The sequence below is a fragment of the Lichenifustis flavocetrariae genome (assembly GCF_026130545.1).
Classification (GTDB): Bacteria; Pseudomonadota; Alphaproteobacteria; order Rhizobiales; family Beijerinckiaceae; genus Lichenihabitans; species Lichenihabitans flavocetrariae.
The window spans coordinates 232,121-256,398 of the sequence record NZ_JAMOIM010000008.1 but is presented as its reverse complement, the minus strand read 5'-3'; the positions used below and the strand labels follow the sequence as shown (position 1 = coordinate 256,398).

At 66.5% G+C, this 24,278-nt stretch carries 23 protein-coding genes and 1 pseudogene; 4 read left to right on the top strand and 20 right to left on the bottom strand.

Annotated features, from left to right (window positions below):
* Positions 1–124: 124 nt before the first annotated feature.
* The 16 genes from curA to M8523_RS14365 form a co-directional block, all read right to left on the bottom strand.
* Entirely contained in the window at positions 125–1,171 is a 1,047-nt protein-coding gene (gene curA, locus M8523_RS14435) for an NADPH-dependent curcumin/dihydrocurcumin reductase (protein ID WP_282585572.1), read from the bottom strand.
* Between the two features lie 30 nt (positions 1,172–1,201).
* A complete protein-coding gene (locus M8523_RS14430; RefSeq protein WP_282585571.1) occupies positions 1,202–2,815 on the bottom strand; it encodes a DHA2 family efflux MFS transporter permease subunit in 1,614 nt (537 codons plus the stop codon).
* On the bottom strand, positions 2,812–3,966 hold the full coding sequence (locus M8523_RS14425) for an HlyD family secretion protein (RefSeq protein WP_282585570.1): 1,155 nt from the start codon (positions 3,964–3,966) through the stop codon (positions 2,812–2,814). Before M8523_RS14425 ends, M8523_RS14430 begins: the two co-directional genes overlap by 4 nt.
* Positions 3,963–4,472, bottom strand: a complete 510-nt coding sequence (locus tag M8523_RS14420; protein ID WP_282585569.1) for a winged helix-turn-helix transcriptional regulator — start codon at positions 4,470–4,472, stop codon at positions 3,963–3,965. Before M8523_RS14420 ends, M8523_RS14425 begins: the two co-directional genes overlap by 4 nt.
* Positions 4,473–4,973: 501 nt before the next feature.
* Positions 4,974–5,933, bottom strand: coding sequence for an aldo/keto reductase (locus M8523_RS14415; RefSeq protein WP_282585568.1), 960 nt, complete (start codon positions 5,931–5,933; stop codon positions 4,974–4,976).
* 100 nt (positions 5,934–6,033) lie between these two features.
* Complete coding sequence (locus M8523_RS14410) at positions 6,034–6,432, bottom strand: MarR family winged helix-turn-helix transcriptional regulator (RefSeq protein WP_282585567.1); 399 nt, start codon at positions 6,430–6,432, stop codon at positions 6,034–6,036.
* 246 nt (positions 6,433–6,678) lie between these two features.
* A complete protein-coding gene (locus tag M8523_RS14405; protein ID WP_282585566.1) occupies positions 6,679–8,382 on the bottom strand; it encodes an ABC transporter ATP-binding protein in 1,704 nt (567 codons plus the stop codon).
* Entirely contained in the window at positions 8,379–8,597 is a 219-nt protein-coding gene (locus M8523_RS36745; protein WP_428350553.1) for a (2Fe-2S)-binding protein, read from the bottom strand. Before M8523_RS36745 ends, M8523_RS14405 begins: the two co-directional genes overlap by 4 nt.
* Entirely contained in the window at positions 8,512–9,213 is a 702-nt protein-coding gene (gene fhuF, locus M8523_RS14400) for a siderophore-iron reductase FhuF (RefSeq protein WP_282585565.1), read from the bottom strand. The genes M8523_RS36745 and fhuF overlap by 86 nt, the downstream gene beginning before the upstream one ends.
* On the bottom strand, positions 9,213–10,193 hold the full coding sequence (gene tolA, locus M8523_RS14395; RefSeq protein ID WP_282585564.1) for a cell envelope integrity protein TolA: 981 nt from the start codon (positions 10,191–10,193) through the stop codon (positions 9,213–9,215). Before tolA ends, fhuF begins: the two co-directional genes overlap by 1 nt.
* Complete coding sequence (exbD, locus tag M8523_RS14390) at positions 10,190–10,648, bottom strand: TonB system transport protein ExbD (RefSeq protein ID WP_282585563.1); 459 nt, start codon at positions 10,646–10,648, stop codon at positions 10,190–10,192. The genes tolA and exbD overlap by 4 nt, the downstream gene beginning before the upstream one ends.
* A gap of 6 nt (positions 10,649–10,654) precedes the next feature.
* Entirely contained in the window at positions 10,655–11,581 is a 927-nt protein-coding gene (exbB, locus tag M8523_RS14385) for a tonB-system energizer ExbB (protein WP_282585562.1), read from the bottom strand.
* 15 nt (positions 11,582–11,596) lie between these two features.
* Positions 11,597–13,615, bottom strand: coding sequence for a Fe(3+)-hydroxamate ABC transporter permease FhuB (gene fhuB, locus M8523_RS14380; RefSeq protein ID WP_282585561.1), 2,019 nt, complete (start codon positions 13,613–13,615; stop codon positions 11,597–11,599).
* Complete coding sequence (locus tag M8523_RS14375; protein ID WP_282585560.1) at positions 13,612–14,499, bottom strand: iron-siderophore ABC transporter substrate-binding protein; 888 nt, start codon at positions 14,497–14,499, stop codon at positions 13,612–13,614. Before M8523_RS14375 ends, fhuB begins: the two co-directional genes overlap by 4 nt.
* Entirely contained in the window at positions 14,499–15,314 is an 816-nt protein-coding gene (locus M8523_RS14370) for an ABC transporter ATP-binding protein (protein WP_282585559.1), read from the bottom strand. The genes M8523_RS14375 and M8523_RS14370 overlap by 1 nt, the downstream gene beginning before the upstream one ends.
* A 2-nt stretch (positions 15,315–15,316) precedes the next feature.
* A complete protein-coding gene (locus tag M8523_RS14365) occupies positions 15,317–17,458 on the bottom strand; it encodes a TonB-dependent siderophore receptor (RefSeq protein ID WP_282585558.1) in 2,142 nt (713 codons plus the stop codon).
* 386 nt (positions 17,459–17,844) lie between these two features.
* Between M8523_RS14365 and M8523_RS14360 the strand changes: the two are divergent.
* Positions 17,845–17,949: pseudogene (locus M8523_RS14360) on the top strand (IS481 family transposase); the annotation flags it as partial.
* 440 nt (positions 17,950–18,389) lie between these two features.
* Here M8523_RS14360 and M8523_RS14355 read toward each other — a convergent pair.
* Positions 18,390–18,584 (bottom strand): type 2 periplasmic-binding domain-containing protein, encoded by a 195-nt coding sequence (locus M8523_RS14355; RefSeq protein WP_282585557.1) that lies wholly within the window; start codon positions 18,582–18,584, stop codon positions 18,390–18,392.
* Between the two features lie 156 nt (positions 18,585–18,740).
* On the opposite strand from M8523_RS14355, the gene M8523_RS14350 reads away from it, so the two are divergent.
* On the top strand, positions 18,741–19,475 hold the full coding sequence (locus M8523_RS14350; RefSeq protein WP_282585596.1) for an SDR family oxidoreductase: 735 nt from the start codon (positions 18,741–18,743) through the stop codon (positions 19,473–19,475).
* 69 nt (positions 19,476–19,544) lie between these two features.
* The gene (budC, locus tag M8523_RS14345) at positions 19,545–20,327 is read left to right on the top strand and encodes a meso-2,3-butanediol dehydrogenase (RefSeq protein WP_282585556.1); all 783 of its coding nucleotides are present in this window, start codon (positions 19,545–19,547) and stop codon (positions 20,325–20,327) included.
* Positions 20,328–20,585: 258 nt separating this feature from the next.
* Here the strand turns inward: budC and M8523_RS14340 are convergent, their stop codons facing one another.
* Together M8523_RS14340 and M8523_RS14335 are read right to left on the bottom strand one after the other, a co-directional pair.
* On the bottom strand, positions 20,586–21,794 hold the full coding sequence (locus M8523_RS14340) for an MFS transporter (RefSeq protein ID WP_282585555.1): 1,209 nt from the start codon (positions 21,792–21,794) through the stop codon (positions 20,586–20,588).
* Between the two features lie 15 nt (positions 21,795–21,809).
* Complete coding sequence (locus M8523_RS14335; RefSeq protein WP_282585554.1) at positions 21,810–22,844, bottom strand: aldo/keto reductase; 1,035 nt, start codon at positions 22,842–22,844, stop codon at positions 21,810–21,812.
* 87 nt (positions 22,845–22,931) lie between these two features.
* Here M8523_RS14335 and M8523_RS14330 point away from each other — a divergent pair, with 87 nt between their 5' ends.
* Positions 22,932–23,852, top strand: a complete 921-nt coding sequence (locus tag M8523_RS14330; protein ID WP_282585553.1) for a LysR family transcriptional regulator — start codon at positions 22,932–22,934, stop codon at positions 23,850–23,852.
* Between the two features lie 56 nt (positions 23,853–23,908).
* Here the strand turns inward: M8523_RS14330 and M8523_RS14325 are convergent, their stop codons facing one another.
* A complete protein-coding gene (locus tag M8523_RS14325) occupies positions 23,909–24,112 on the bottom strand; it encodes a hypothetical protein (protein WP_282585552.1) in 204 nt (67 codons plus the stop codon).
* Positions 24,113–24,278 lie beyond the last annotated feature (166 nt).

The following is a 24,278-nucleotide window of genomic DNA, read 5'->3' as shown; positions in this document are numbered from 1 at the left end:
ACTCCCGCACCGCCGCGGCACCAATCCGTGCCAGGCGTTCGCGAGAGGGCCACGCTGAACCCGTCGATGGCGATGCGAACGGGATGGCAGAGGACGATCTCGCGGTTGGTTATGACTGTGTTCCTCAAGATTTGGCCGCGCCAACGGCATCGGGGGCCACACGGACGAGGACCTTGCCGAAGTTCCGGCCCGTCAGCATGCCGACGAAGGCCGACGGGGCGTTCTCCAGACCCTCGGTGACATCCTCGCGGTAGCGGATGCTGCCGTCCGCGACGCCCGGGGCGACCGTGTCGAGGAACGAGGGGAAATGCTCGGCGTCGAACTCGTAGTTGATGAAGCCACGCAGGGTGAGGCTCCGGGTCAGCACGGCGCGCATGGTCGCCTGGAGATCGTCCGGGGTGCCGTGCCAGGCGCCGTCATATTGAGCGATGAGCCCACAGACCGGCACCCGAGCGAAGCGGTTGAACAACGGCAGCACGGTCTGCCAAACCGCGCCACCGACATTCTCGAAGTAGATGTCGATGCCATCCGGGCAAGCCTCGGCCAGACGCGTCCGCATGTCGGGATCCCGATGGTCGACCGCGGCATCGAAGCCGAGTTCTTCGATCACGTAACGGCACTTATCGGGGCCGCCGGCAATGCCGACCGCCCGCACGCCCGCCAGCCTGGCAAGCTGCCCGACCAGCGAGCCGACCGGTCCGCTCGCAGCGGCGACCACGACGGTCTCGCCGGGCTTGGGCCGGCCGATCACTTTCAACCCGGCATAAGCGGTAAAACCCGGCATGCCGAGAACGCCGAGCCGGGTCGAGAGCGGCGCCAGTGCCGGATCGAGTTTTCGCAGGCCCGTCCCGTCCGAGGGCGCGTGGGTACGCCACCCCGTCCGGGCGAGCACGAGGTCGCCCACCGCGTGGTCGGGATGCTCCGAGCCGATCACCTCCGCGACGCTCTCCCCCTCCATCACGCCCCCGATGGCGACCGGAGTGGCATAGGACTTCCGGTCGTCCATGCGGCCGCGCATGTAGGGGTCGAGCGACAGGAACAAGGTCCGAAGCAGCAGGCCGCCCGGCGGACAGACAGGCGTCGCGACCTCTTCGAGGCGGAAGTTCTCGGGACGCACGGCCCCCTCGGGCCGAGAGGCGAGAACGATCTGGCGGGCCATCGTGTCGGTCATCGCGGGCACTCCTGTTGGCGAAATGGGGTTTCAATGCGCGTCGCTGGAGGGCGCCTTGGGCGGGGCCACCTTGCGCATCAGCGGCACGGCGGCGGTCGCGAAGCCAAAGCAGAAGGCGATGAGCAGGAAGGCATCGGCGTAGGTCATGGTCTGGGCCTCGCGCCAGGTCAGCGACCAGAGCTGCCTGAGCGCTGCCGCTTGGCCGTGCGCCGCATCGCCGCCGAAGGCCGCCGCATCATGCGTCGCCACCCCGGCCACCAGGCTCTGCATGGCGGCATTGCCGGGCGTCAGGTGCTCGGCCAGCCGGAGGAAATGGAGGTTGGCCCGGTCGTTCAGCACCGTGCCGCAGGCCGCGATGCCGATGGCGCCGCCAAGGTTGCGCATCAGGTTGAACAGGCCGGAGGCCAGCTTCAGCTTTTCGGGCCCCAGGCCACCTAGCGTCAGCGTCACGGTGGGCGCGACCGCGAATTGCTGGGCGAAGCCTCGAAAGGCCTGCGGCAGCAGCAGTTCGCGCCAGCCCCAGTCATGGGTAATGGGCGTGAAGCTCAGCATACTGAGACCCATCATGCCGAGACCGAACATCAGCAGCCAGCGCAGGTCGAACCGGCGCGACGCGAAGGTGTAGACCGGGATCGCCATCACCTGGAACACGCCCGTCGAGAACACGGCTTCGCCGATTTGTAACGCGCTGAAGCCGCGCACGCGGCCCAGGAACAGCGGCGTCAGGTAGATGGTGGCGAAGATGCCGATGCCGGTCACGAAGGAGAAGAAGCAACCAAGCGCAAAGTTGCGGCTCTTTAGAGCCGTCAGGTCCACGACCGGCTGCGCGAAGGTGAGGCTCCGCCACACGAACCCGACGCCCGCGACGGCCGAGATCCAGGCGGTGGTCCGGACCGTGTCGTCCTCGAACCAGTTCCAGCGCGGGCCTTCCTCCAGGGCGTACTCCAGGCAGCCGAGGAAGACCGCCATCAGCGCCATGCCGAGGTAATCGGCGCCCTTGAGCAGCGACGGGTTCGGCACGTCGATACGGACCATCAGGGGCACAACGACGGCCACGAAGACGCCCGGCACGAGGTTGACGAAGAACAGCCAGTGCCAGGAGTAGTTGTCGGTGATCCAGCCGCCGACGGTCGGCCCGAGGGTCGGGGCCAGCGACGACAGGGCCCCAAGGGTCGCCGCGGCGGCGATGATCTTCTTGCCGGGGAAGAACGCGAAGGCCGTAGTGAAGACGGTCGGGATCATCGAGCCGCCCAGGAACCCCTGCAGCGCCCGGAACACGATCATGCTCTTGATGTCCCAGGCCCAGCCGCACATCAGACTGGTGGCCGTGAAGCCCACGGCCGAGACGCAGAACAGCCAGCGCGTGGACATGACGCGCGACAGGAAGCCCGACAGCGGGATGACGATGATCTCGGCGATCAGATAGCTCGTCTGCACCCAGGCAACCTCGTCGGGGCTCGCCGACAGGCCGCCGCCGATATCGGCCAGCGAGGCGGAGACGATCTGAATGTCGAGCAGCGCGATGAAGAAGCCGACGCCCATCGACGCGAAGGCGAAGATCTTCTGGGCGTCCGACAGTTCGGCCGGTGGCACGACGGTTCGGTGCGGCGCGATCCGGCCGGCCGCAACGTCGGAGGAGCTCATTCGACCGCCTCCATCGGACTCGTGGCCGCGACCGTCCGGGTCTGCGGGGCCGTGCGCTCGTCCACGGACGCCGTCACCGACAGGCCGGGTCGCAGACGGCCGAGCCGGCTGGCATCACCGTCGAGCAGGATGCGCACCGGCACCCGCTGCACGATCTTGGTGAAGTTGCCCGTAGCGTTCTCGGCCGGGAGCACGCTGAACTGCGCCCCTGTGGCGGGCGCCAGGCTCGCCACATGGCCGGTGAAGCGCTCGCCGGGCAGCACGTCGGCCTCGATCGTGACCACCTCGCCCGGATGCATCGCGGCGAGCTGGCTCTCCTTGAAGTTGGCGTCGACCCAGAGGCCACGCGCCGGCACCAGCGAGACGAGCGCGGCGCCGACGGTGGCATAGCCGCCGACGCGGGCGCTGCGGTTGCCGACAACGCCGTCGACGGGCGCGCGCAGCTCGGTATAGCCGAGGTTCAACCGGGCGATCTCCCGATCGGCACGGGCGACCCCGAGCGCCGCATCGGTCTGCTTCTTCTGCGTGTCGATCACGTCGAGCTGGCGCGACGCCGCCTCCAGGGCGGCTTGCGCTTTGGCCACCGCCGCGACAGCCTTCTTGTGGTCCGCATCCGCCTGCTCGAAGCGTTGCGCCGAGGCGTATTGGTCGGTGGAAAGCGACTTGTAGCGGTCGAAGTCGAAGCGCGTCCGCGCAGTCTCGGCCTTGGCGGCATCGAGATCGGCCCTCGCACCGTCCGAAACCGACTCCTGCAGCCGCCGAGCGGCATCGAGGTTGGCGAGCGCCGCCTCCTGGGCGTCCACGCTCGCGTCGGCTCGGGCGAGTGCGGCCCGGTACGGCCGGTCGTCGATCCGCACCAGGACGTCACCGGCCCGCACGGCCTGGTTGTCCACCACCGGCACGTCGGCGACGAAGCCGGCGACCTGGGAGGCGAGCGCTGTCACGTCGGCGCCCACATAGGCGTCATCGGTGCTCGCAAAGAAGCGGCCTATCGTCCACCACTGGTGGCCATAGAGGCCCCCGGCCACGAGCAAGGCCAGAGCGCCGCCCCCGAGCAGCAGGCGCTTGACGGAAGGGCGGCGGCTCTTGGCGGCCACCTGGCCGGGTAGCGAACCGGCCGTGGACGTGGTCTCGAACGTCGCGGCGCTCATGGGCGTTCTTCCTCGGTGAACCGTGCGGGATGGCGCTCGATGCGTTTTCTGACGCGTTCGCTCGCGGCGGGACCGGGGCTGACGCGGATGTCTTCAAGCGGCACCGTCGCGCCCGTCGAGGGATCCACAAAGGCCGTCTCGACGAGATGGCCGGAACGCGCGTCTCGGATCTCGACGCTCGTTCCATCCGGCGCGAAATGCCGGTTGCCCCATTCGAGCAGGGCGAGAAGCACCGGCCGGAAGTCGCGGCCGCGATCGGTCAGCAGGTATTCGTAACGCGGCGGACGCTCCTGGTAACGCCGCCGCTCCAGCAGGCCGGCCTCCACCAGCACGCCGAGGCGCTTGGTCAGCATGGTGGGCGCGACGCCCAGGCTCTGTTGGAATTCGTCAAACCGCGTGACGCCGTAGAAGGCGTCGCGCAGGATCAGGATGCTCCACCATTCGCCGACCCGTTCGAGGCTGCGCGCGATGGCACATTCCATTGTGCCGAAGCTCTTGCGTTGCACGTCGCCACTCCGTTACTATCATAATGATAGTTACTGCTGCCAAGTCTCTCCTGCAAGTCCTTTCACGCGGAATTAGTTGGGGTGACACGGACTGCGACCGAAGGCTGGATGGTTGGCAGCCGCGCGCCGCATGCGACGGGGTGTAGATTAGCGAAGCAGTTTCAAATCCTTGAGGATCTTGTCGGCGGTCTTGCGCATACACTGGAACGCCATGCCGACGATCTCGACATCGGGGGGTGGCGACACCTGCGGTTGTCCTCGTCGTTGAAGGCATCGAACAGCGATCTGCTCGGGTTTCGTGACGTCGAGCGCCAGCGGAAGCAGCCGATCGGAACCGGGACTCAGCGGCTCCAGAGCCGCCGGGTCCCGCCCCCCCGAGCTAGATCTTGGCAGCGTCGCGTTTGAGAAGTTCGTGCACGAACGCGCGCCCAATCCCGCCGTTGGCGCCGGTGATGAGTACGATGGATCCCTCAGTTTTCATGTCAGCCTCTCGGGTGTGGGTCAGGCAACTGGAATCAGAAGTTTATCCGTCGCGGCGTCGTCGAGCGAGACGGCTGGCGCCGTGACCGCATCGCGCCGCGCTTCGCTTGCGGCGTCGAGCCGGGAGAGCTGCGCGGGCGACAGCGTTACGTCGGCCGCGCCAAGGTTGCTGGTGAGCTGCGCCAGGGTCCGGGGGCCGATGATCGGCCACCCGCCGCGCCGGGCCACCCAGGCAATCGCCACCCGATCGGGCGTGACGCGGAGCTCCTCGGCGATGGCGAGCACCGCATCGAGCGCCGCGCTGCGCACGTCCGAGTTCTCCGGCTGGAACACCTTGCCACCGAGAGCCTCGGCTCGGCCGGTCTCGCCCTTGCGGTACTTGCCGGTCAGCATGCCGCCGCCGAGCGGCGACCAGGTGATGGGGGCGATGTCGAGCGCCCGGCACAGTTCCAGCACGTCCGCTTCCGGCGCGCGATGGACGAGGCTGTATTCGAATTGCGCCGCGGCGATCGGGACGGCGCGGGAAAGCTCGGCGAGCGTCGCCGCGCGGGCCACCCGCCAGGCGGGAAAATTGGAGAGGCCCGCGTAGAGGATCTTCCCGGCGCGGGCGAGGTCGTCGAGGCCCCGGACGATCTCTTCGGACGGGGTCAAGGCGTCAGGATGGTGCACCCAGTAAAGATCGATCCGATCGGTCTTGAGCCGCTTCAGGCTGGCCTCGGCCGAGGCGACCATGGCCTTGCGGCTGTTGCCTGTGACGAGCCGATTGGGCCCGGGGCTGGCGCCGTTGGTGAACTTGGTGGCGAGGAAGAAGTCCTCGCGCCGGCCCTCGATCAGGCCGCCCACGATCTCCTCGGACTGGCCGAACTGATACACGTCGGCCGTATCGATAAAGTTGCCGCCTGCTTCCGCGTAGGCGTTGAAAATCGCGGCGCTCTCGGCTTCGTCGGCGCCATGGCCCCATCGCTTGCCGAAGTTCGCCACCCCTAAGGCGATTTGAGCGACGCGTACGCCTGTCTTCCCGAGTACCCTGTATCTCATGCCTCTGCTCCAATACGTGTATATACCCGCTTCAGGTATGGTTTCAGATTGCTTCCAGCACGGTCTGCAGCGTCGACAGGTTCGCCATACCGAGTCGGGACGCGGTGGCTCCTTGGGCACCCTCCCAGAGGGGCTGAGCGTCCTTCAAAAGCGTGTGTCCGGCCGGCGTCAGCGACACGAGCGCCTCGCGCTGATCCGACTCTCCACGTGCCGTAACGACCAGGCCCATGCGCTCCAGCACACGCGCGTTGCGCCCGACGGTCGAGCGCTCAAGTTCTGCCAGTTGCCCCAACTCCGTCAGGCTCACCGATCTCCTGTCGCGGATCTTCCGCAGCAGGAAATACTGCCCGATGTTGATGCCCACCGGCGCGAGAGCCGCGTCGTAGACGGCAGTGAGCCGCCGTGTCGCGAGGCGAAGGTTGGTACAAAAGCAAGTGGTCATAGATACGAGCATATACCCGGATAGTGACTCGTGTCCACCGCTTTTTGCGGTTTGACGGGGGTGACGAAGTTTACTTGGCGCAAGAAAACTGCCGCCTTCCCTTCTATCCGGTCCCTGCCTTGACCATCGGCACCACCTGCCAAAGCGATTGGCCGCTGAACATCTGTTTCGGAGCGCCGCTATCGAGCCGACAAACGACGGAGACGAGCGCACTGGCGCCCGATTGCGCCTTGCCGCGCAGCCAGGTCAGTGCTCGACCAAGCGCTCACCTGCAGGATGTGCGCCTTGCTCGGCGATCTCTCCGCCATTGACGACGATGGTGCGGTCGGCGTGTTGGATCGTGACGAGGCGATGGGCGATGATGAGTGTCGTGCGGCCGCGGGCCAGTTCGGCCAGGGAGGCCTGGATGGCCTTTTCGGTCTCGATATCCAGCGCCGAGGTGGCTTCGTCGAGGATGAGGATCGGTGGATTTTTGAGGAAGATGCGTGCGATCGCAAGGCGCTGCTTCTGCCCGCCCGAGAGTTTCACACCGCGTTCGCCGACGATCGTGTCGAGACCGTCCGGCAGAGCCGCGATCATGGCGTCGAGGCGCGCGCGACGTGCCGCCTCGACAATCGCGCTCTCGTCGGCGCCGAGACGCCCATAGGCGATGTTGTCGCGGATGGTGCCGGCAAACAGAAACACATCCTGCTGGACGATGCCGATTTGATTCCGTAGCGACGCCATCGTCATGGCGCGGATGTCGATGCCGTCGATCGTGATCCGTCCCGTCTCGACGTCGTAGAAGCGCGGCAGCAGCGAGCAGAGCGTCGTTTTGCCGGCGCCGGAGGGGCCCACGAACGCGACCGTCTCGCCGGACCGGATCCGCAGGTCCACGTTGCGCAGGATCGGCCGGTCCGGTGTGTAGCCGAACCCGACCGATTCATAGCAGATCTCGCCTTCCAAGGCCGGTGCGTCGCGCGCGCCCGGAAGGTCGACGATATCGGGCTCTGTATCGAGCAGCGCCTGGTAGCGTCGGAAGCCCGCGATGCCCTTCGGGTAGGTCTCGATCACGGCGTTGATCTTGTCGACCGGCCGGAAAAAGACGCCGACGAGCAGCAGAAAGCCGACGAAGCCGCCGTTGCTCAATTGTCCCTGCAGCACGAACCATGTGCCGGCCACCATCACGACCAGTTGCGTGACCCGCATGCCGAAGTAACTGAGGGAAGTCGAGGCCGCCATCACGCGATAGGCGTCGAGCTTCGTCCTCCGGTAGCCGTCATTGTTCAGCGCGAAGAGACGCCGCTCATGATCCTCGTTGGCAAAAGCCTGCACCACCCTGATGCCGCCGACGTTCTCCTCGATACGGGCGTTGAAGTCTCCAATCCGGCTGAAGAGCGCATGCCAGTTGCGTGTCATGCGGCCGCCGTAGCGGGTGGTGATCCAGGCCGTGACGGGGACCACGAGCGCAGTGATGAGCGCCAGTTTCGCATTCACGGCCATCATCAGCGCGAAAGCACCCGCGAAGGTCATGACAGCGATCAGAAGATCCTCCGGGCCGTGATGGGCGATCTCGCCGATCTCCTCAAGGTCCTTGGTGACGCGGCCGACAAGGTGGCCGGTCTTCTGGTTGTCGAAGAAACGGAACGATAGTTTTTGCAGATGATCGAAGCTCTTTCGCCGCATCTCGGTCTCGATATTGATGCCGAGCATGTGACCCCAGTAGGTCACGATCGCCATGAGCCCGGTGTTGACCGCATAGATTAGCAGCAAGGCCCCGGCGGCGAGCAGGATCACCGGCCAGTTCTGGGTCGGCAGGAGCGTGTCGATGAAGCGCGACACCGCAATCGGAAAGCCGAGTTCAAGCAGGCCCGACAGGATGGCGCAGGAAAAATCGAGAACGAAGAGACGTTTGTGCGGTCGATAATAGTCGAAAAAGCGGTGCAGGAGGGTGGCGGTGCTGGTCATCATCGTCTTGGCTTCGGGCGACGTAGCGTCGGACCCGCGATAGGAAAGCGAGCCATGCACGAAGACTGAGGCGGCGAAAAGATGCCGCCGCGGTCTCCAGCCTCGGGGCGCCCGATCAGCGGACAACTGCCTTCACAGTAGGCGAAGCCCGGGACGCGGTAGCGGAGGCAGCAGACGCGACGGGTCACGGGCAAGCCTTCGCGCGTGGCGCGCTTCATTCCTTCGAGGACATCGCAGGGCCGAGCAGGCCATGAGCGATCGGCGAGGATGGCCCGCACGCCCGGAAGGCAAGCAGGGTGCCATCTCGCCAAGGATCCAGACCAGAATCCAACCGGCATTCTCCCACAACAGCCTGGACGACAGGCCGCTCTCGCGCCGTACCATGGCGATGAACGGCGTGAGATGCCCCTCGAACAGCGGGTGCAACAGTGGCGTATCGAGGGTTGGGGCACGGTCCGGCGTCATGCCGAAGTGCAGTGGGACGCCGCTTCGCGGGCACAGAGTGACATGCATGTCACTCCAGCCGAGGCGCAGGTTGCGCGCCAGTCCGAGGCTCGCGACGACCGCGGGAACGATGAGTGTGCTGAAATAGATCTGGCTCCAGAACGATGTCGCGGCAATTCGGTCCGGCCCGCCCTGAGCGGCTTGAAAGCGGTCGATCACGGCTGAGAATCGATGATGTTCGCCGAGCTCCGCAGCGGCCGTCGCGCCGGCTGGGCCATCCCAGACCAGCTTGCCACGCCAGTGGGACAATGGGCCGACAAACAAGTCGTCGAGCCAGTCTGCGCCAGCCACCTTGTCATCGAAGAGCGCAGTCGCATGCTCCCTATCCATCAGTGGAATCGAACCGGCGCCACGAGGCTGATCCGGCCCCCGAGTTCGGGAGGCGGAGCGGGAACGGGGCTCGCTCGCCGGACCAGGGCCATTGCGGCCTGATCGAGCGTGCCGTCGCCGGAGCTTCCGGCCACAGTAGCCGAGAGCACTCGGCCGCTCCGATCGACGCTGAAGGCGATGCGGGCCGTACCGCTGGCGCCATTCGGCGATTCCGGCCTGTAGCCATCGAGATGCGCCTTCACGGCGCCCCGCCATGTCGCCACCGCGGCACCCGACGACGCGCTGCTCGGCGCCGCGTCCTGATTGGCCGGTCCGCCGGCCTCGCGAGCCTGGGCGGCGCGCGCCTCAGCCCGTGCTTCGGCTCGGGCTGCGCGCTCCTGCGCCTTGCGTTCGGCCACGGCTTTGCGCTCGGCCGCCTCGCGGGCGAGCTGCTTCGGATCGGTTCTCTGCGGCTGAAGTTTTGGCCGGATGGGCTTCGTCCTTGGCGGGGCCGATGGTGGCGGGGCGAGCACCGCATCGCTTTTGCCGTCCACGGGAGGCGGCGGCACCGTAGTTTGTTCGGGCGTTGGAACCGGTACAGACTTCGGTTCTTCCACGGGCGCTGGCTCGGACGGTGGCGGCGCGGGAGCAGGCGGTGGCTCCGGTTGAGACGGGATCGGCGGCGGCGTCAGTTCAGGCGGCGGAGGAGCAGTCTCCGGGCTGGGATCGGACTGCGCGTCAGGCGCGGCCGCGCTCTGGGGCGTCGGTGCCGCGCCGGACGCCACGCTTTCGTTTGGTTCCGGCGCGTTCTCCGGCGTCGCGATTGGCTCGAGGGCGATCGTGATGCCCTGCGCGGCCTCGGGGGGCTCGGCCCTCGAGATCGGATGGGTGAGGACCCACCATCCCAACCCGGCATGCGTCGCCACGACGACGAGACTCGCCGCCGTCCAACGCAAGACGGATCTGGCCCCGCCCGCATTCTCGAGCGGATGAAGCGTCATGGCGTGGCGGACGTCGGGGGCGCTACCGACGGCGGGACACCCGTATCCTCCAGACCGACGAGGGCGATCTTCAGATAGCCGGCGCCGCGGAGGATGTTCATCACACCCATCAGGTCGCCATAGGAGATGCCCTGGTCGGCGCGCAGGAAAATGCGGTGCTCGCGGTCGCGGCCGGTTTCCGCATCGAGGCGTGTCTGCAGCGCCTCGCGCGGTACCGCGTCGTCGCCGATGGCGAGGCTGCGGTCCCGCCGCACGGTCAGAAAGACCGGTTTGTCCGGGCGCGGCTGCACCTGGGCATTCGAGGTCGGCAGGTCGACCGCGACATCGACCGTGGAGAGCGGCGCCGCCACCATGAAGATGATGAGCAGCACCAGGGTGACGTCGATGAAGGGTGTGACGTTGATATCGGCGATCTCGCCGATATCGTCGCTCTCATCGCTAAGTTTGACCGCCATGGCGCATCACTCCGCCGGATGCAGGCGACGGTCGAGGTCGCGTGACAGGTGGCGCAGAACCTCGGACGAGGCGTCGGCGAGCAGCGCCTTGTAGCCGGCGATCGAGCGCGCGAAGGCGTTGTAGATGATGACCGCCGGGATCGCGGCCACGAGACCGATCGCGGTGGCGAGCAGCGCTTCGGCGATGCCCGGCGCCACCACGGCCAGGTTGGTGGTGTGAGCCTGACTGATGCCCACAAAGGCATTCATGATGCCCCAGACGGTGCCGAACAATCCGACGAACGGAGCGGTCGAGCCGATCGTAGCGATGAGGCCCGTGCCCTTTGTCATGGTGCGGGCCGCCCGCGCCTCAATGCGATGAAGCGCGATGGCGACGCGCTCCTTGATCCCGTCCGGTGCCAGGCTCGCCGAGCGCTCCTTCTCGTGCTCGGCCGCATGGACGAGGGCCGCGACCGGGCCGCCGCGCAAAGGACCGTTACTTCGCGCTCCATCGAGATCGACGAGACTATTCGCCTGCAGCAGCGCCCGCACAGCCCGGGTTGCGCGGTGCCGGGCGCCGATGAGCTGCAGGGTCTTGGCGAGCCAGATCGTCCAGGTGACCAACGACGCGAAGGCCAAGCCCACCATGACGGCTTTCACCACGATGTCGGCATTGATGAACATCGCCCAAGGCGACAGGTCATGCGGCAGCATCAGGTTTGCCGCAGCGTGTTCCGGTGTGGGATCCGGTGCCTTGGTGACCGTCTCGGGTTCGATCGAGACGGCCGTCGGAGGTGGACTTAAGCTGGGCAGTGTCGGTGTGGCCTGGGCCGGCACAGCGGAAGCCGCAGGCTCAGGCGTGGTCTGAGCCACGGCTGGCACCCCCTGAAGCGGGATGGCGAGGAGAAGGCCGCAGAGGATGAGAGCCTGCGCGGCTGTGGGGAGTTTGTTCATACGCTTACTCAAAGTTCAGGCCGATCGCGCCGGCACACGCCGGAGAAGCTGGACGACGAGGTAGGGAATGCCGATCAGCGCCGCGACGAGACCCGCCGGGATTTCGAACGGCGCCAGGACGATCCGGCCGAGCCAATCGGCCAGCGCCATCACGAGGCCGCCAACCAGTGCGGCACCGGGGACCTGCAGGAGACTGCGATGGGCTCCGAGGCGGCCTGTCACGTGGGGACCGATAAGGCCCACGAAGGTCATTGGTCCCACGCTCAAGACGGCGCCGGCCGTGAGCGCGGCTGAGACAAGCATGATGCCAAACCGGGTCGGCGTAAGCGACACCCCAAGCTCGCGGGCCAGCGGATCGCCCAGCGGCAGAATGTCGAGACTGCGTGCGAACAGCAGTCCGATGGGCACCAGGATCGCCGCCAGCACGACCATGATCGAGGTCGACCTCGCGTCGGCGCCGGCCGTGGAGCCGGACATCCAGCCGAGCAGCACGCCGGCGCGGGGGTCGTTGAGGGCCAGGAAGGCAAAGATCACGGCGTCGAGCGCCGCGCTCAGGGCGATGCCTGTCAGCAACAGCTGATCGGGGGCAAAGCGCGTCCGCAGGCCGCTGCCCATCAGCACGATGAGCAGGATCAAGGCGCCGGTTGCGCCGGCGGTGAAGAGCGTGACCTGCGATGCGGCCGGGTCGATGAGGAGCGCGCCCGCAAGACCCACCATCACGGCGGCGCCGAGGCCCAGGATCTCCGGGCCGGCCATCGGATTTCCTGTCGCGCGCTGCAGCAGTGTGCCGGCGGTGCCCAGCATGGCGCCGCCCGCAAAAGCTTCCAGGGTCCGGGGCCCGCGCCATGGAGCGAGGGCCGACCAGCTATACGGCCCGATGATCGACCAGCCTAGCCCGGTGCGACCGATCATGGTTGCGAGCACGAGGGCCACAAGCGTGAGGAGAGTAAGCCGCATCAGGAGACGACCCGGCCTTTGAAGCCGGCGGCCGGCTTCTGCCCAACCTGAGGTCTCACCGGCGACACCGGCCCGCATGCGAGGGAGCAACCCCAGCAGCAGAGGCGCGCCGAGAAAGGTCGTCGCAGCGCCCGTCGGCAGGGAGGCTCCGAACCACTCGTTGAGGGCTTGGACGAGAGCATCGACGATCAGCAGGATGGCGGCGCCTATGACGGCCGCGATGGCAAGTCTTGGCCCAAGCCGCCGTGCTCCAGCGAGTCGTGCGGCGAGCGGCGCCGCGATCTCGACGAAACCGATCATGCCGACTGCCGCCGTCACGCTCGCGGCCATGCAGACCGCCACGCCAAGCGCTGCCGTCCGGTAGAGGGTGAGCGAAACGCCGAGGCCGCGCGCGCTTTCGTCAGCGAGGCCCAACAGCCGCAAGGGGCGCATCAGGAATGCGGCGACAAGTGTGAGGATAGCGAGCCGGGGTACCAGCGCGGCCGCCACCGACCAGTCGTCCTGCGCGAACGACCCGGCGCCCCACAAAAAGACGGCGGCGAGAGATTCCTGATTGAAAAGCTTCAGCACATGGCCGAGCGCGCCGCAGAGCAGGCCGACCGAGAGGCCAGACAGGATCAGGGCCGGGGATGAAAGGCCCTGCGCGGACGCGATGGCAAAGACGAGCGCCATGCTAGCGACACCGCCGGCCAAGGCCGTGATTTCAGGAGTGGCGCCGAGCGTCGTCGGTGCGAGGACCGTGGCTGCCACCAAGGCGAGCTGCGCGCCGGACGACACACCGAGCGTCACCGGCGAGGCGAGCGGATTGCGCAGCACGTGCTGGAAGATCGCTCCGGAGACTGCCAAGGCTGCCCCCGACATCGCAGCCACGCTCGACCGCGGCAGGCTGCTGAAGTGAAACACGAGTTGCGCGACATTTCCGGACGCGGGGTGGAAGGCAGCCTCGATCCATGACGAGCCTGGAACCTGGCCGACCCAGCGGCCGAGCGTGATCGCAATGCCGACCAAAGCCAGAACGGCGGCCAGCGCGCAGGCCTGGCTCTCTCCGCCTCTTGCGAACGACTTCGACACTCTCATAGCGGCCGCGCCTGTTCAGCCGTGAAAGCGTCCGCGAGATCGACGGCGAAGCGGGATGCAGCCGCCAGGTCGCCAAAGGCCCAGGCCGCAGGCAGCATGATCCGCCGGGTGCCTTTGGCGGCCAGCAGCTTGGACCATAGGCTCGGGCCCTCAAACATCCGCAATGCGGCGTGCGGCACGGGCGCGATCACGAGCAGGTCGCAGCGCGGCAGATCGGCGAGAGCCTCGATTCCCACGGCCGCGTTGCCCCACGAACTCGTCGGACCGTCGAACGCGCTGACGAGCCCCACGGCGCGCAGCACGTCGGCGTAGAGGCTGCCGCGGCCGTAAAGGTTGAAGTGTCGTGCATCGAGGATGTTCAGGGGCAGCAGCGGCCGAGGCGCGGCACCGGCCAATCGCTGCCGTACCGCGGCGAGGATCGCGTCGGTCCGTTCGATCAATGCGTCCGCCTTGCTTTGGGCCCCGATGCGATCGGCGAGCGAACGAGTCATGACCTTGCAGCGGTCGAGCGGCGCACGTTCGGGCGAGAAGATCGAATTGCTGAAGGTCGGGGCGATCATCTCCAGGCGGGAGCGGATGCTTTCGTTGAGCGGGTTGATGCCGATGAGGTCGGGTTTGAGGGCCGCGAGCGTTTCGAAGCTCGGTCCCGTACGAAGACCGAGCTCGATGACGCCGGACGGAAGTGCGGGAGGGCCGACCCAGTCCGCGTAGAGCCTCTGTTCGGCGACCCCCACGGGCGTGACACCCAAGGCCATCAGGGTCGAGGCGAGCGTCCAATCGAGCGCTGCGACGCGGGCCGGCGGAGCCTCCTTCGCCAGAACCGGGCGCGAGAGCGCCGACGCGGCCGCAGCGGCGAGCAGGTCCCGGCGAGTCCAGCGCGGCATCAGACCGGAACGCCGATCTTATGGCCGGACGCGTCATCGGTCAGCACCCGCATGGGAATGCCATAGACGGTCTCGAGCACCTCGGCTGTCATAATGGCGGCAGGATCGCCCCAGGCGATCACGGCCCCGCCGCGCAACGCCAAAATCGTGTCGCAGAAGCGAGCCGCCATGTTGATGTCGTGGAGCACGAGCACGATGCCTGCGTTGCGGTGGCGCGACAGGCTGCGGAGTACGCCCAGGACCGCGATCTGATGAGCGAGGTCGAGCGCCGCGATCGGCTCGTCGAGCAGAATGAACCCCGTCTCCTGCGCGATCAGCATGGCGATCCACACCCGCTGCCGCTCTCCTCCGGAGAGATGATCGACCAGCCGATCCGCGAAGGCTTCGGTATCGGCCAGCCGCATCGCGTCCTCGATCGCAAGCCGTCCCTGCGGCCCGATCCGGCCGAGCGGGCCGTGCCAGGGATAGCGTCCAAGAGCGACGAGCTCGCGACCGGTGAGACCCGTCGAGGCCGGCGTCTGCTGCGGGAGATAGGCGAGCTGGCGGGCAAAGGCCCGCGCACCCCAGGCCGCGAGGGGTCGACCGCCGAGACTGATGCGTCCCGCCGTCGGCGTGTACTGCCGCGCGAGGCACCGGAGCAGTGTCGTCTTGCCTGAGCCGTTGTGCCCGATGATGCCGACGACCTGTCCGCGCGTGAAGGCGAGCGTCGTCGGCGCCAGGATCAGGCGCCCGTCGACGCTTACGGCCACACCTTCGGCGTGCAACAATTCGAGCCTGGCAGTCGTGACGCCGCCGGGCTCATCGCGTCCGGCCATGCTCACCAGCGGTAAGCCAACGAAGCGCTGAGCTTGCGACGATCGCCGTAGAAGCAGGCTGTCGCCGAGGAGCAGGAGCCGACGTAGACTTCGTCCGTGAAATTACTGACGTTCACCGCGGCGCGCCAGTGGTCGCGCTCGTAGTGGATCGCGGCATCGCCTACCACGAACTCCGGAACCCGCAGGGTGTTGGCCGGATCGGCGAAGGACTGGCCATTGTAGCGCACGCCCGCACCGAAGCCGACCCCCTGGAAATTTCCGACCGGGATCGTGTAGTCGAGCCATAGCGAGCCGAACCGCTGCGGAGTATTGGTCGGCACCTTGCCGATCAGCGTCGGATCGAGATCCTTGGTGATCTCCAGTTCATAGGCCGTGAAGGTGCCGATCGCACTCAATCCATCCGACAATTGCGCCCTGACCTCGGCCTCGAGGCCGCGCGAGCGCTGCTCGCCGCTTTGGATGGAGCCGAGCACAAAGGTCGGATCGGTGGTCAACACATTCTGCCGGGTCAGATCGAACAGGGCGAGGCCGGCCGTGATCGGCAAAACCGGTGACTGATACTTCAGTCCAACCTCGACCTGCTCGCCGGTCTCGGGCACGAGGGGCAAACCGGTCGAGAAGTTGGTGCCGATGATCGGGTTGAACGATGTCGAGTAACTGACATAGGGCGAGAAGCCGCTATCGAAATTGTAGATGCCCCCGACCTTGCCGGACCACGCACCCGGACTGGTGTCGATGCTGGTCCCCGTCACGCGGTCCCGGGTATTCAGGTCGACGAAATCATGCCGACCGGAGAGCACCATGGTGAACCGGTCGAAGCTGATCTGATCCTGCGCATAGGTGCCGACCTGATCAAGCACCGTGGTGTTCGAATTGTAGCGCGAACGCGTCGGTGTCTGGTTCGTATAGACGGGGTTCAGCAGGCTCAGCGTCGGGCCAAGGGCAAAGCCCTGCGAGTCCCGCAGGTTGTAGTGCTTGTAGTCGAGGCCGAACAACGCGACGTTGTGGAGCGCCCAGGTGTCGAAGTGGAATTCGGCCTGGTTGTCGGTCATCAACTGATCGACGCTGGGCGTCGTGACGAAGTTGAAGCGCGACAGGTCCGCCGTCGTGGCGGTCGGTGGCGCCGCGTAGCCGACCCCGTAGAGGGTCTGGGAATTGACGTCGAGGTGGCCGTACCGCGTGTTCTGCCGGATGATGACGTCGGGGTTGATTGCGGTCTCGAAGCGGTAGCCGATCATCGTCTGGTCGCGTTCGAACTTGTCGAGGCTGGGTTCGCTGGTGAAGAGGCTGGTCGGGATCCGCCCGAACGGGGCCTTCGTGACAGTGCCCTCGTAGGGCAGGAAGTTCTGGCCGTTGGTCCAATCGTGCTGATATTGGCCGAGGATCGTGAGGAGTGTCGCGTCGTCCGGCTTGTAGCTGAGGCTCGGCGCGACGAAGATCCTGTCATTGTCGGTGAAATCGGTCTGGGTGCCGCCAATGCGGCCGAGGCTGGTGAAACGGTACGACCACTCGTTCTTCGCCCCGGCGACGCCGCCGACGTCGGCCGCGCCATAGACATTGCCGAACTCATTCACGCCCGCTTCGACCTGGCCGAAGGTCGTGAACGTCGGCATCTTGCTGATCGCGTTGATGAGTCCGCCAGGGTTACCGCCCCCGTAGAGCACCGAGGCTGGACCGCGCACGACCTCGATGCGTTCGAGGTTCCACGGCTCCAGCTTCCACGTCGCGAAGGACGTCGAGAACATCTGCAACCCGTCGAGGTAATAACCAGTCTCCTGCTCCGAGAAGCCGCGGATCAGGAACCAGTCGTTGCGGGAATCCGACCCGAACGTCTGCGAGTGAATGCCGGGCGAGTAACGCGTCGCCTCGTCAGTTGACTGCGCCTGCTGGTCGCGGATCTCCTTGGCGCCGATCACCGAGATGGCCTGCGGCGTCTTGATCAGCGGCGTCGACGTCTTGCTGCCGGCCGCGCTTTCAGTCGCGATATAGCCGTCGATGGGCCCGGTCGCGGTCTGTCCCTTGCCCTTGATGTCGATGGTGTCGAGTTCGACGGCGCCTCCCGACGAAGGCGCTCCAGCCGTCTGGGCCGATGCGGGATGGGCACCGAGCATCGCAACGAGAGCAAGAACCGAGACCCCGCCCAATGCATACTGTTTCCGCGGTGCTCCGACGGTGCTCGACCACAAACGTAATGCCCTGCCGCACCCACTCATCCCAGACCCTACTCATGCCACCGGAAGACCGCGATCAGCGCCCCTCTCAATTGCGGTATCCCAGCCCGCCGAATGACATTCAACGCCGAATACAGTCTTTGCGCTACACGTCCGAATAGAGTTGCAAATTGTACAAGATATTGGTTTTGGAATAAATGTAATGAGAACGCGTTTCGAACTAACCCCCAAGCGTGACTTTTAGATCTACTCTATTTAGAAGTGATTTTCGAGAATAATCAATGCGCTGTCTGGCCATGCGATGGGTTGATTCTATTCCGCAAGTGACGGAAGGCAGCTTGCCGCGCTCGAGAAGGGCAAAGACCGAGAAAGAGGCGCATGGGGAATTCGAGAGCGACTGCCCCGGCTACTGCGGCGCGCAGAACACGTTCGAGGTCGGCAACATGAAAGGGGTCGGGCGGATGTGACTCAAGGGAGTCCTTTGAACCGGGCTTCCGACGTCGGCGCAAGAGAACCGTGGTCGTTATAACCCGAGCACACCGCCCTCAGAGCAAACCGCCCTCGGAGCAAACCGACCAGTAAGCAAGGTCGCGGCGCCCGAGACGCCGCGAACAGCCGGGTCGTTGAAAGCGGCCATATCGCTTTGCGCGGAACCACTCGCCGTACATAGAATCAGGGTTCCTTGTGAGACAAAGAACAACAGCCCCAACGAGCGTCGGCTTGCCGCCGCCGCCATCTGGCACTTCGCCCACGATCGACCTATCGCCTCTGTCGCGTCATTTCCCGTTTGGACGAACCGCCGCCGCGAATGCCTCCATGACCGCGGCGAGCGCCGGTCCCGCAGGCCCCGGAGCGCGCAGCATCCACACGGCCCATGGAGGCGGCGCGTAGGCGTCGAGCACCGTCATGAGCCGCCGGAGGCGAAGAGTGCCGCCGTGCCCTCCTGGCCGGCCTGCCCGATCCCGATCCCGAGCGTCGTCGCTGTGCGCGCGGCATCCAAACCGTCCACGATCAGTGCGAAGTCAGATTGGAGGCGGCGCGTGCCGCCCGGCGCGCGGAACAGCCAGGGCATCATCCGCCCCGTCGCCGGAAAACGCACGCCGGTCGAAGCCCCGGCCCGCGCGGCCGAGGAGGACCACCGCGCCCAGGCCTCACCGTCATTCCCGTCGAAGCGCTCGCGCGCCGACTCTGATTGTTAAAATGACAGGACAACAGTCATGAGCAATCCCGCAACCGAGCAAGCACGTCCACCGGCATTGTCGTTCGACCTCACCGGCAAGCGTGTCGTCGGCGGCGGCGGCAAAAAGGCGATCGGACTCGGTGTCGCCCAGGCCGCCCACGCCATGGGGCGGCCGTCACTGTCGCCAGCCGCCGCAATGTCTCGGCCGAGGAGCGGCCGGACCTTGCCGCGTTTGACCACGTCGTTCTGGACATCCGGGACGAGGCGGCCGTGCAGGCCGCGTTCGAGGCCGTCGGCCCCTTTGACCACCTCGTCGTCACCGCCGGACCGGAGCTGGGGTCCTGGAGATCGTTCATGGACCCCGACATGAGCGGCGTCCGCAGCTACCTGGAGGGCAAGTTCCTGGGCACCTGGGCCTGTGCCCGCCATGCCGCCCCGCACCTGAAGGCCGGCGGCTCGATGACCTTCCTCACAGGCGGCACTGGGGCTCGGGCGAAACTCGGCTTGGCCGCGGTCACGCCGACGTTCGCGGCCGTCGAATCCCTGTCGCAGTCGCTCGCCCTGGAGCTGGCGCCGGTCCGCGTCAACAAGATCCGGCCCGGATTCATTGATACCGACTTCTGGGACGTCCTGCCCGCGGCAAAAGTGGAGGAAATCCGTGCCAGGGTCCGCGCGAACTTCCCGGCGAGGGAGCTCGGGACGGCCGCCGACGTCGGGCACGCGGCCGTCTTCCTCATGACCAACCCGTACGTCAAAGGGACGGTGCTCGAAGTCTCCGGCGGCGAATTGCTGGTCGACTGGATCTTCTGACTTTGGTTTTGCGGACGGCGGTGCTCTGTCATCCCCGACGGCAATTCCAGGCAACACATGGAGTGAATGATGAAGCGTTTTGAAGACAAAGTCGTCATCGTTACCGGGGCGGGGACGGGGATCGGGGCGGCCACCGCGAGGCGGTTCCTGCGCGAGGGTGCAACGGTCGTGCTGAACGGCCGCCGCGAGCAAAAACTGCGCGACACGATCGCGGGCATCGACGCGGCCAAATCACTCATCCACGCCGGGGACGTGTCGGACGAGGGATACATCAAGCGGCTCGTGGACGACACTGTCTCCCGCTTCGGCCGACTCGACGTGCTGGTCAACAATGCCGGGTTCGCAATCTTCGGCCCGTTCGCCGAACTGACCACCGCCGACTGGCGGCGTCAGCTGGCGACCGACCTGGACGGCGTTTACTTCGGGGCCCGCGAGGCGCTACCACACCTTCTGAAAACCAGGGGCTCGATCGTCAACCTGTCGTCCGCCTCGGGCCTCGGCGGCGACTGGGGTGGAAGCGGGTACAACGCGGCCAAAGGCGCGGTTTCGAACCTGACGCGATCGCTTGCCCTGGAATACGCCGCCCGTGGCGTCCGGGTGAACGCCGTCGCCCCCAGCCTGACCAGCACGGACGCGACGGCTGAGTTGGAGAAGAGTGAGGCCGCCATGTCGACTTTCCGCGGACGCCTGCCGATGGGCCGCCCGGCCACGCCGGACGAGGTTGCGGCCGTGATCGCGTTCCTGGCCAGCGATGACGCCAGCTTCGTCAACGGCGTGATCCTCCCGGTCGACGGCGGCCTGGCCGCGTCCAACGGCCAACCGAACTTTCTCGCGTTATTCGGGCAAGGCTGAAGTGCCCCGCTCGGGTTCGCCACCGGATAGTGTGAATCAGCAACCAAGCGGGACTTTCACCAAAATACAGCATAACGTCCTGAAATGGCCTCGCAATTCTCCGCTCAGGGTGGGCGCGCGATTGGCGCCGACTGGGACATACTGCAAATCCAGTGGCTCCTTCGGTCCGATGGAGCAGCTGCTGTCCATTGCCTATAAGCCGCTGCCTTTGATCACGATGACCCAGTGATCGTTGTCCTCCTCACGCCAGTCAGCGGTTCAACGCATTTCGGCATTCGGTGCAACCCACGCCGCCGCTTCCGGGCCGCGCGTCCGGTGCGGCGCTTGGCCAAGGCGGCGTATGGCGAGGACCGCCACGAACCCGAGGGCCGCGGTCGCGGCTCCAGCGATCGCGACCGCCGGATAGCCGTAGCCCCTCGCGATGACCGTGCCACCGAGTGCCGCGCCCATGGCGTTGCCCAGGTTGAAGGCGCCGATGTTGACCGCCGAGGCGAGGTTCGGAGCATCCGCGGCGGCCGTCATCACGCGCAGTTGGAGCGGCGGCACGATCGCGAAGCTCGCCACGCCCCAGAGAAACACCAGCATCGCCGTCGGTCCAGCGTAGGGCATCAGCATCGCCAAGCCGAGCAGCACGGCCGACAAGGACGCGAGCGTGATGGCCAGCGTCCCGTCAACGGAGCGGTCCGCGAACCGTCCGCCAACCCAGTTGCCGACCGTCAAGCCGAGGCCGTAGGTCACGAGCATGGCCGAGACGAAACCGATCGACGCGCCGGTCTCGACCCGCAGGATGGGAGCCACATAGGTGAAAACGGTAAACATGGCGCCCGAGCCGATCACCGTCAGGCTGAGCGCTGCAAGGACGGGCCCGCGCCCGAGGACGCGAAGCTCGGCCATCATGTTGCCCTTCGGCGGTGGCGGCGCATCCGGCAAGGTGAACCGCAAGGCCGCCATGGTGACGAGGCCGTGCCCGGCTATGCCCCAGAACGCGGCCCGCCACCCGAGCGCGTCGCTCGCCCAGGCCGCGAGCGGGACGCCGACGACGTTCGCGACCGTCAGGCCCGTGAACATCACCGCGACCGCGCCGGCCCGGCGATCGGGCGCAACGAGGGTCGCGGCCACGACCGCGCCGACGCCGAAGAAGGCGCCGTGGTTGAGGGACGTCACCACACGGGCCACGAGCAGCATCGTATAACTCGTCGAGACCGCGGCGAGCAGATTGCCGAGGGTAAAGATCGCCGTCAGTCCGATCAGCAGGGTGCGGCGGCGCAACCGACCCGTCGTCAGCGTCATGAGCGGCGCGCCGATCATGACGCCGAGCGCGTAGGCGCTGATCAGCAGTCCGGCCGTGGGGATCGAGACGCCGAGATCACTCGCGATCACGGGCAGGAAACCCATCGGCGCGAACTCCGTCACGCCGATGCCGAACGCACCGATCGCGAGGGCAAGAAGGGGGGCATTGAAGATCATCGTTCGCTTCCAGTGTCAGACGAGCGGCGGATTGAGCCGCGCGAAGCCTTCCTGCTGCCGGTAGGGCGTGTGCGGGTAAGGCGGCAGCACGGCGCTGGCCCGATCGAGCGCAGCAGCCTGCGTCGGCGTCAGGGACCAGCCGACGGCGCCGAGGTTGTCGCGGAGCTGCGCCTCGTTTCGGGCGCCGACGATCACGGATGACACGGTCGGGCGCCCAAGAAGCCAGTTGAGCGCGACCTGCGGCACGGTTCGGCCGACCTCCTCGGCGACGTGCTCAAGCGCGTCCACCACGCCGAACAAGTGTTCGTCATCGACGGGCGGCGCGAAGGCGGCGGTCTCATGGAGCCGGCTTCCGGACGGGATGGGAGCGCCCCGGCGGATCCTTCCGGTGAGGCGCCCCCAGCCGAGCGGGCTCCAGACCAAGGCTCCTACACCCTGGTCGACGCCGAGCGGCATGAGGTCGTCCTCGTAGGCGCGGCCGATCAGCGAGTAATAAACCTGATGGGCGACGAAACGCGGCCAGCCATGCCGGTCGGCCACGCCGAGCGCCTTCATGAGCTGCCAGCCGGGGTAATTCGAGACGCCGACATGGCGGACCTTGCCGGACGCCACGAGCCCGTCGAGCGTCTTCATGAGCTCCTCGACCGGCGTGGATGCATCGAAGGCGTGTAACTGCAACAGGTCGATCGTGTCCGTGCCGAGACGGCGCAGCGCGGCTTCGACGGAGCCGATCAGCCGCACACGGGACACACCCCAGTCGGCCGGACCATCGCCGGTCGGCAAGCCGGTCTTTGTGGAGATCAGTACGGTGTCGCGACGGCCGCGAAGCGCCTCGCCCAGAATTCGCTCGGAGGCGCCGGCGGAATAAACGTCGGCCGTATCGAACAGGTTGACGCCGGCCTCGAGGCAGATGTCGATGAGACGTCGCGCCTCGACGGCATCGCTGCGGCCCCATGCGCTGAACAAGGGTCCCGCTCCACCAAAGGTGCCGGCACCGAAGCTCAGCGCCGACACCCGCAGCCCGGATGATCCCAATCGACGGTAGTCCAATGCACCCTCCTGACCTGATCTTGACCAAGCGAACATAGACAGCGCCGACACGTCAGCTAAGGTGGCGCTGGGCGAAGGATCTTTGCGTTGCAGGCAAAAGCGCAAGTGGACAGCGACCGGGCACGCGCCCTGGAGGTTTTCCGCGCGGTCATCGAGGCCGGCAGTTTCTCAGGGGCTGCCCGCGCCCTCGATCTGACACCATCGGCGGTGAGCCGGACGGTTGACCGGATCGAGGCGCGCCTCGGCGTCCGGCTCCTCATCCGCACGACGCGCCTCCTGACCCTGACCGCGGAGGGGCAGGCCTATCTGGCCGCGGCCCGACGCATCCTGAACGACCTCGACGATACGGAGCAGACGATCGCCGATCAAGGCGCGCCGCGCGGCCGCCTTCGCGTCAGCGCGTCCCTGTCGCACGGGAGGCTCTGCGTCGTGCCGCTGCTCGGCGACTTCGCGCGCCGCTACCCGCATATCCTCATCGATTTCAACCTGACCGACGAGGTGGTCGACATCGCGGGCGGGCAGGCCGATGTCGGTATCCGGTTCGGGCAGTTGGCCGATAGCGGGCTTGTCGCCCGTAAGCTCGGCACCAGCCGCCGTATGATCGTGGCGGCGCCGGGCTACCTGGCACGGCATGGGACGCCGATGGTTCCGCGCGACCTCGAGCAGCACAATTGCCTGAACTTCAACTTTCGGCGCAGCGAGCCGATCTGGCCTTTCCAGTTCGAGGGGCGGGGCCTCGTGCTCGGTGTTCGCGGCAGCATCGAAGCCAACAACGGCGAAACGCTCGGCCAGCTCGCGCTGGCGGGCGTCGGTATCACCCGCGTCGGTGCTTTCAGCGTGGCCGACGACCTCGCGGCCGGCCGGCTGGTTTCCCTGCTCGAAGAGTTCAATCCGGGCGACGTCGAAGAGATCCACGCCGTGTTTGTCGGCGGCCTCAACCTGCCAGCGCGCATCCGGGTTTTCGTCGACTTCCTGGCCGAGAAACTTTCGGCCGCGATGCCGACCTGAGGCCTCGACGGCACGAACGGTGTTCGAGATGCAGAACGGTCAAACTTGCTGACGCTTTAACGTTGTGGGCACGGCGTATTTCTGAACGCTAATTCACGGAGGCCGCACGTATGCGTCGCGCCGATGTCGCGGATGACGCCCACGGCCTCCAGCAGCTTGGCTTCACCGCGTTTTTCCTTGTCGCGGTCGTTGGCCGAGATGTCTGCATCATCCGCAAAGCCCATGGAAGAGGATGCGCCGATCCGGTTTCTGCGGCTCATTGGCGGTATAGGCCCCGGTCGATGGAACTCGGGTCGAGCGCGGGGATCTCAATCAGGTCGAAACCGACCTTCGCCGTAATGACGATCGCGCGCGCATTCCTCGGGGCGCCAAGCCTTCTCCCACTAGTGTGTGGACGCCCAGCTTGTTCATCTCTTTCTCCTGGTT

Excerpts from the sequence above, each read along its gene's own strand:
- M8523_RS14405 (WP_282585566.1), bottom strand. The coding sequence starts at position 8,382 with ATGATGACCAGCACCGCCACCCTCCTGCACCGCTTTTTCGACTATTAT.
- M8523_RS14325 (WP_282585552.1), bottom strand. The coding sequence starts at position 24,112 with ATGAGCCGCAGAAACCGGATCGGCGCATCCTCTTCCATGGGCTTTGCG.
- exbD (WP_282585563.1), bottom strand. The coding sequence starts at position 10,648 with ATGGCGGTCAAACTTAGCGATGAGAGCGACGATATCGGCGAGATCGCC.
- tolA (WP_282585564.1), bottom strand. The coding sequence starts at position 10,193 with ATGACGCTTCATCCGCTCGAGAATGCGGGCGGGGCCAGATCCGTCTTG.
- M8523_RS14430 (WP_282585571.1), bottom strand. The coding sequence starts at position 2,815 with ATGAGCTCCTCCGACGTTGCGGCCGGCCGGATCGCGCCGCACCGAACC.
- M8523_RS14425 (WP_282585570.1), bottom strand. The coding sequence starts at position 3,966 with ATGAGCGCCGCGACGTTCGAGACCACGTCCACGGCCGGTTCGCTACCC.
- curA (WP_282585572.1), bottom strand. The coding sequence starts at position 1,171 with ATGACCGACACGATGGCCCGCCAGATCGTTCTCGCCTCTCGGCCCGAG.
- fhuB (WP_282585561.1), bottom strand. The coding sequence starts at position 13,615 with ATGAGAGTGTCGAAGTCGTTCGCAAGAGGCGGAGAGAGCCAGGCCTGC.
- M8523_RS14375 (WP_282585560.1), bottom strand. The coding sequence starts at position 14,499 with ATGCCGCGCTGGACTCGCCGGGACCTGCTCGCCGCTGCGGCCGCGTCG.
- fhuF (WP_282585565.1), bottom strand. The coding sequence starts at position 9,213 with ATGGATAGGGAGCATGCGACTGCGCTCTTCGATGACAAGGTGGCTGGC.
- M8523_RS14370 (WP_282585559.1), bottom strand. The coding sequence starts at position 15,314 with ATGGCCGGACGCGATGAGCCCGGCGGCGTCACGACTGCCAGGCTCGAA.
- M8523_RS14340 (WP_282585555.1), bottom strand. The coding sequence starts at position 21,794 with ATGATCTTCAATGCCCCCCTTCTTGCCCTCGCGATCGGTGCGTTCGGC.
- M8523_RS36745 (WP_428350553.1), bottom strand. The coding sequence starts at position 8,597 with ATGAAGCGCGCCACGCGCGAAGGCTTGCCCGTGACCCGTCGCGTCTGC.
- budC (WP_282585556.1), top strand. The coding sequence starts at position 19,545 with ATGAAGCGTTTTGAAGACAAAGTCGTCATCGTTACCGGGGCGGGGACG.
- M8523_RS14410 (WP_282585567.1), bottom strand. The coding sequence starts at position 6,432 with ATGACCACTTGCTTTTGTACCAACCTTCGCCTCGCGACACGGCGGCTC.
- exbB (WP_282585562.1), bottom strand. The coding sequence starts at position 11,581 with ATGAACAAACTCCCCACAGCCGCGCAGGCTCTCATCCTCTGCGGCCTT.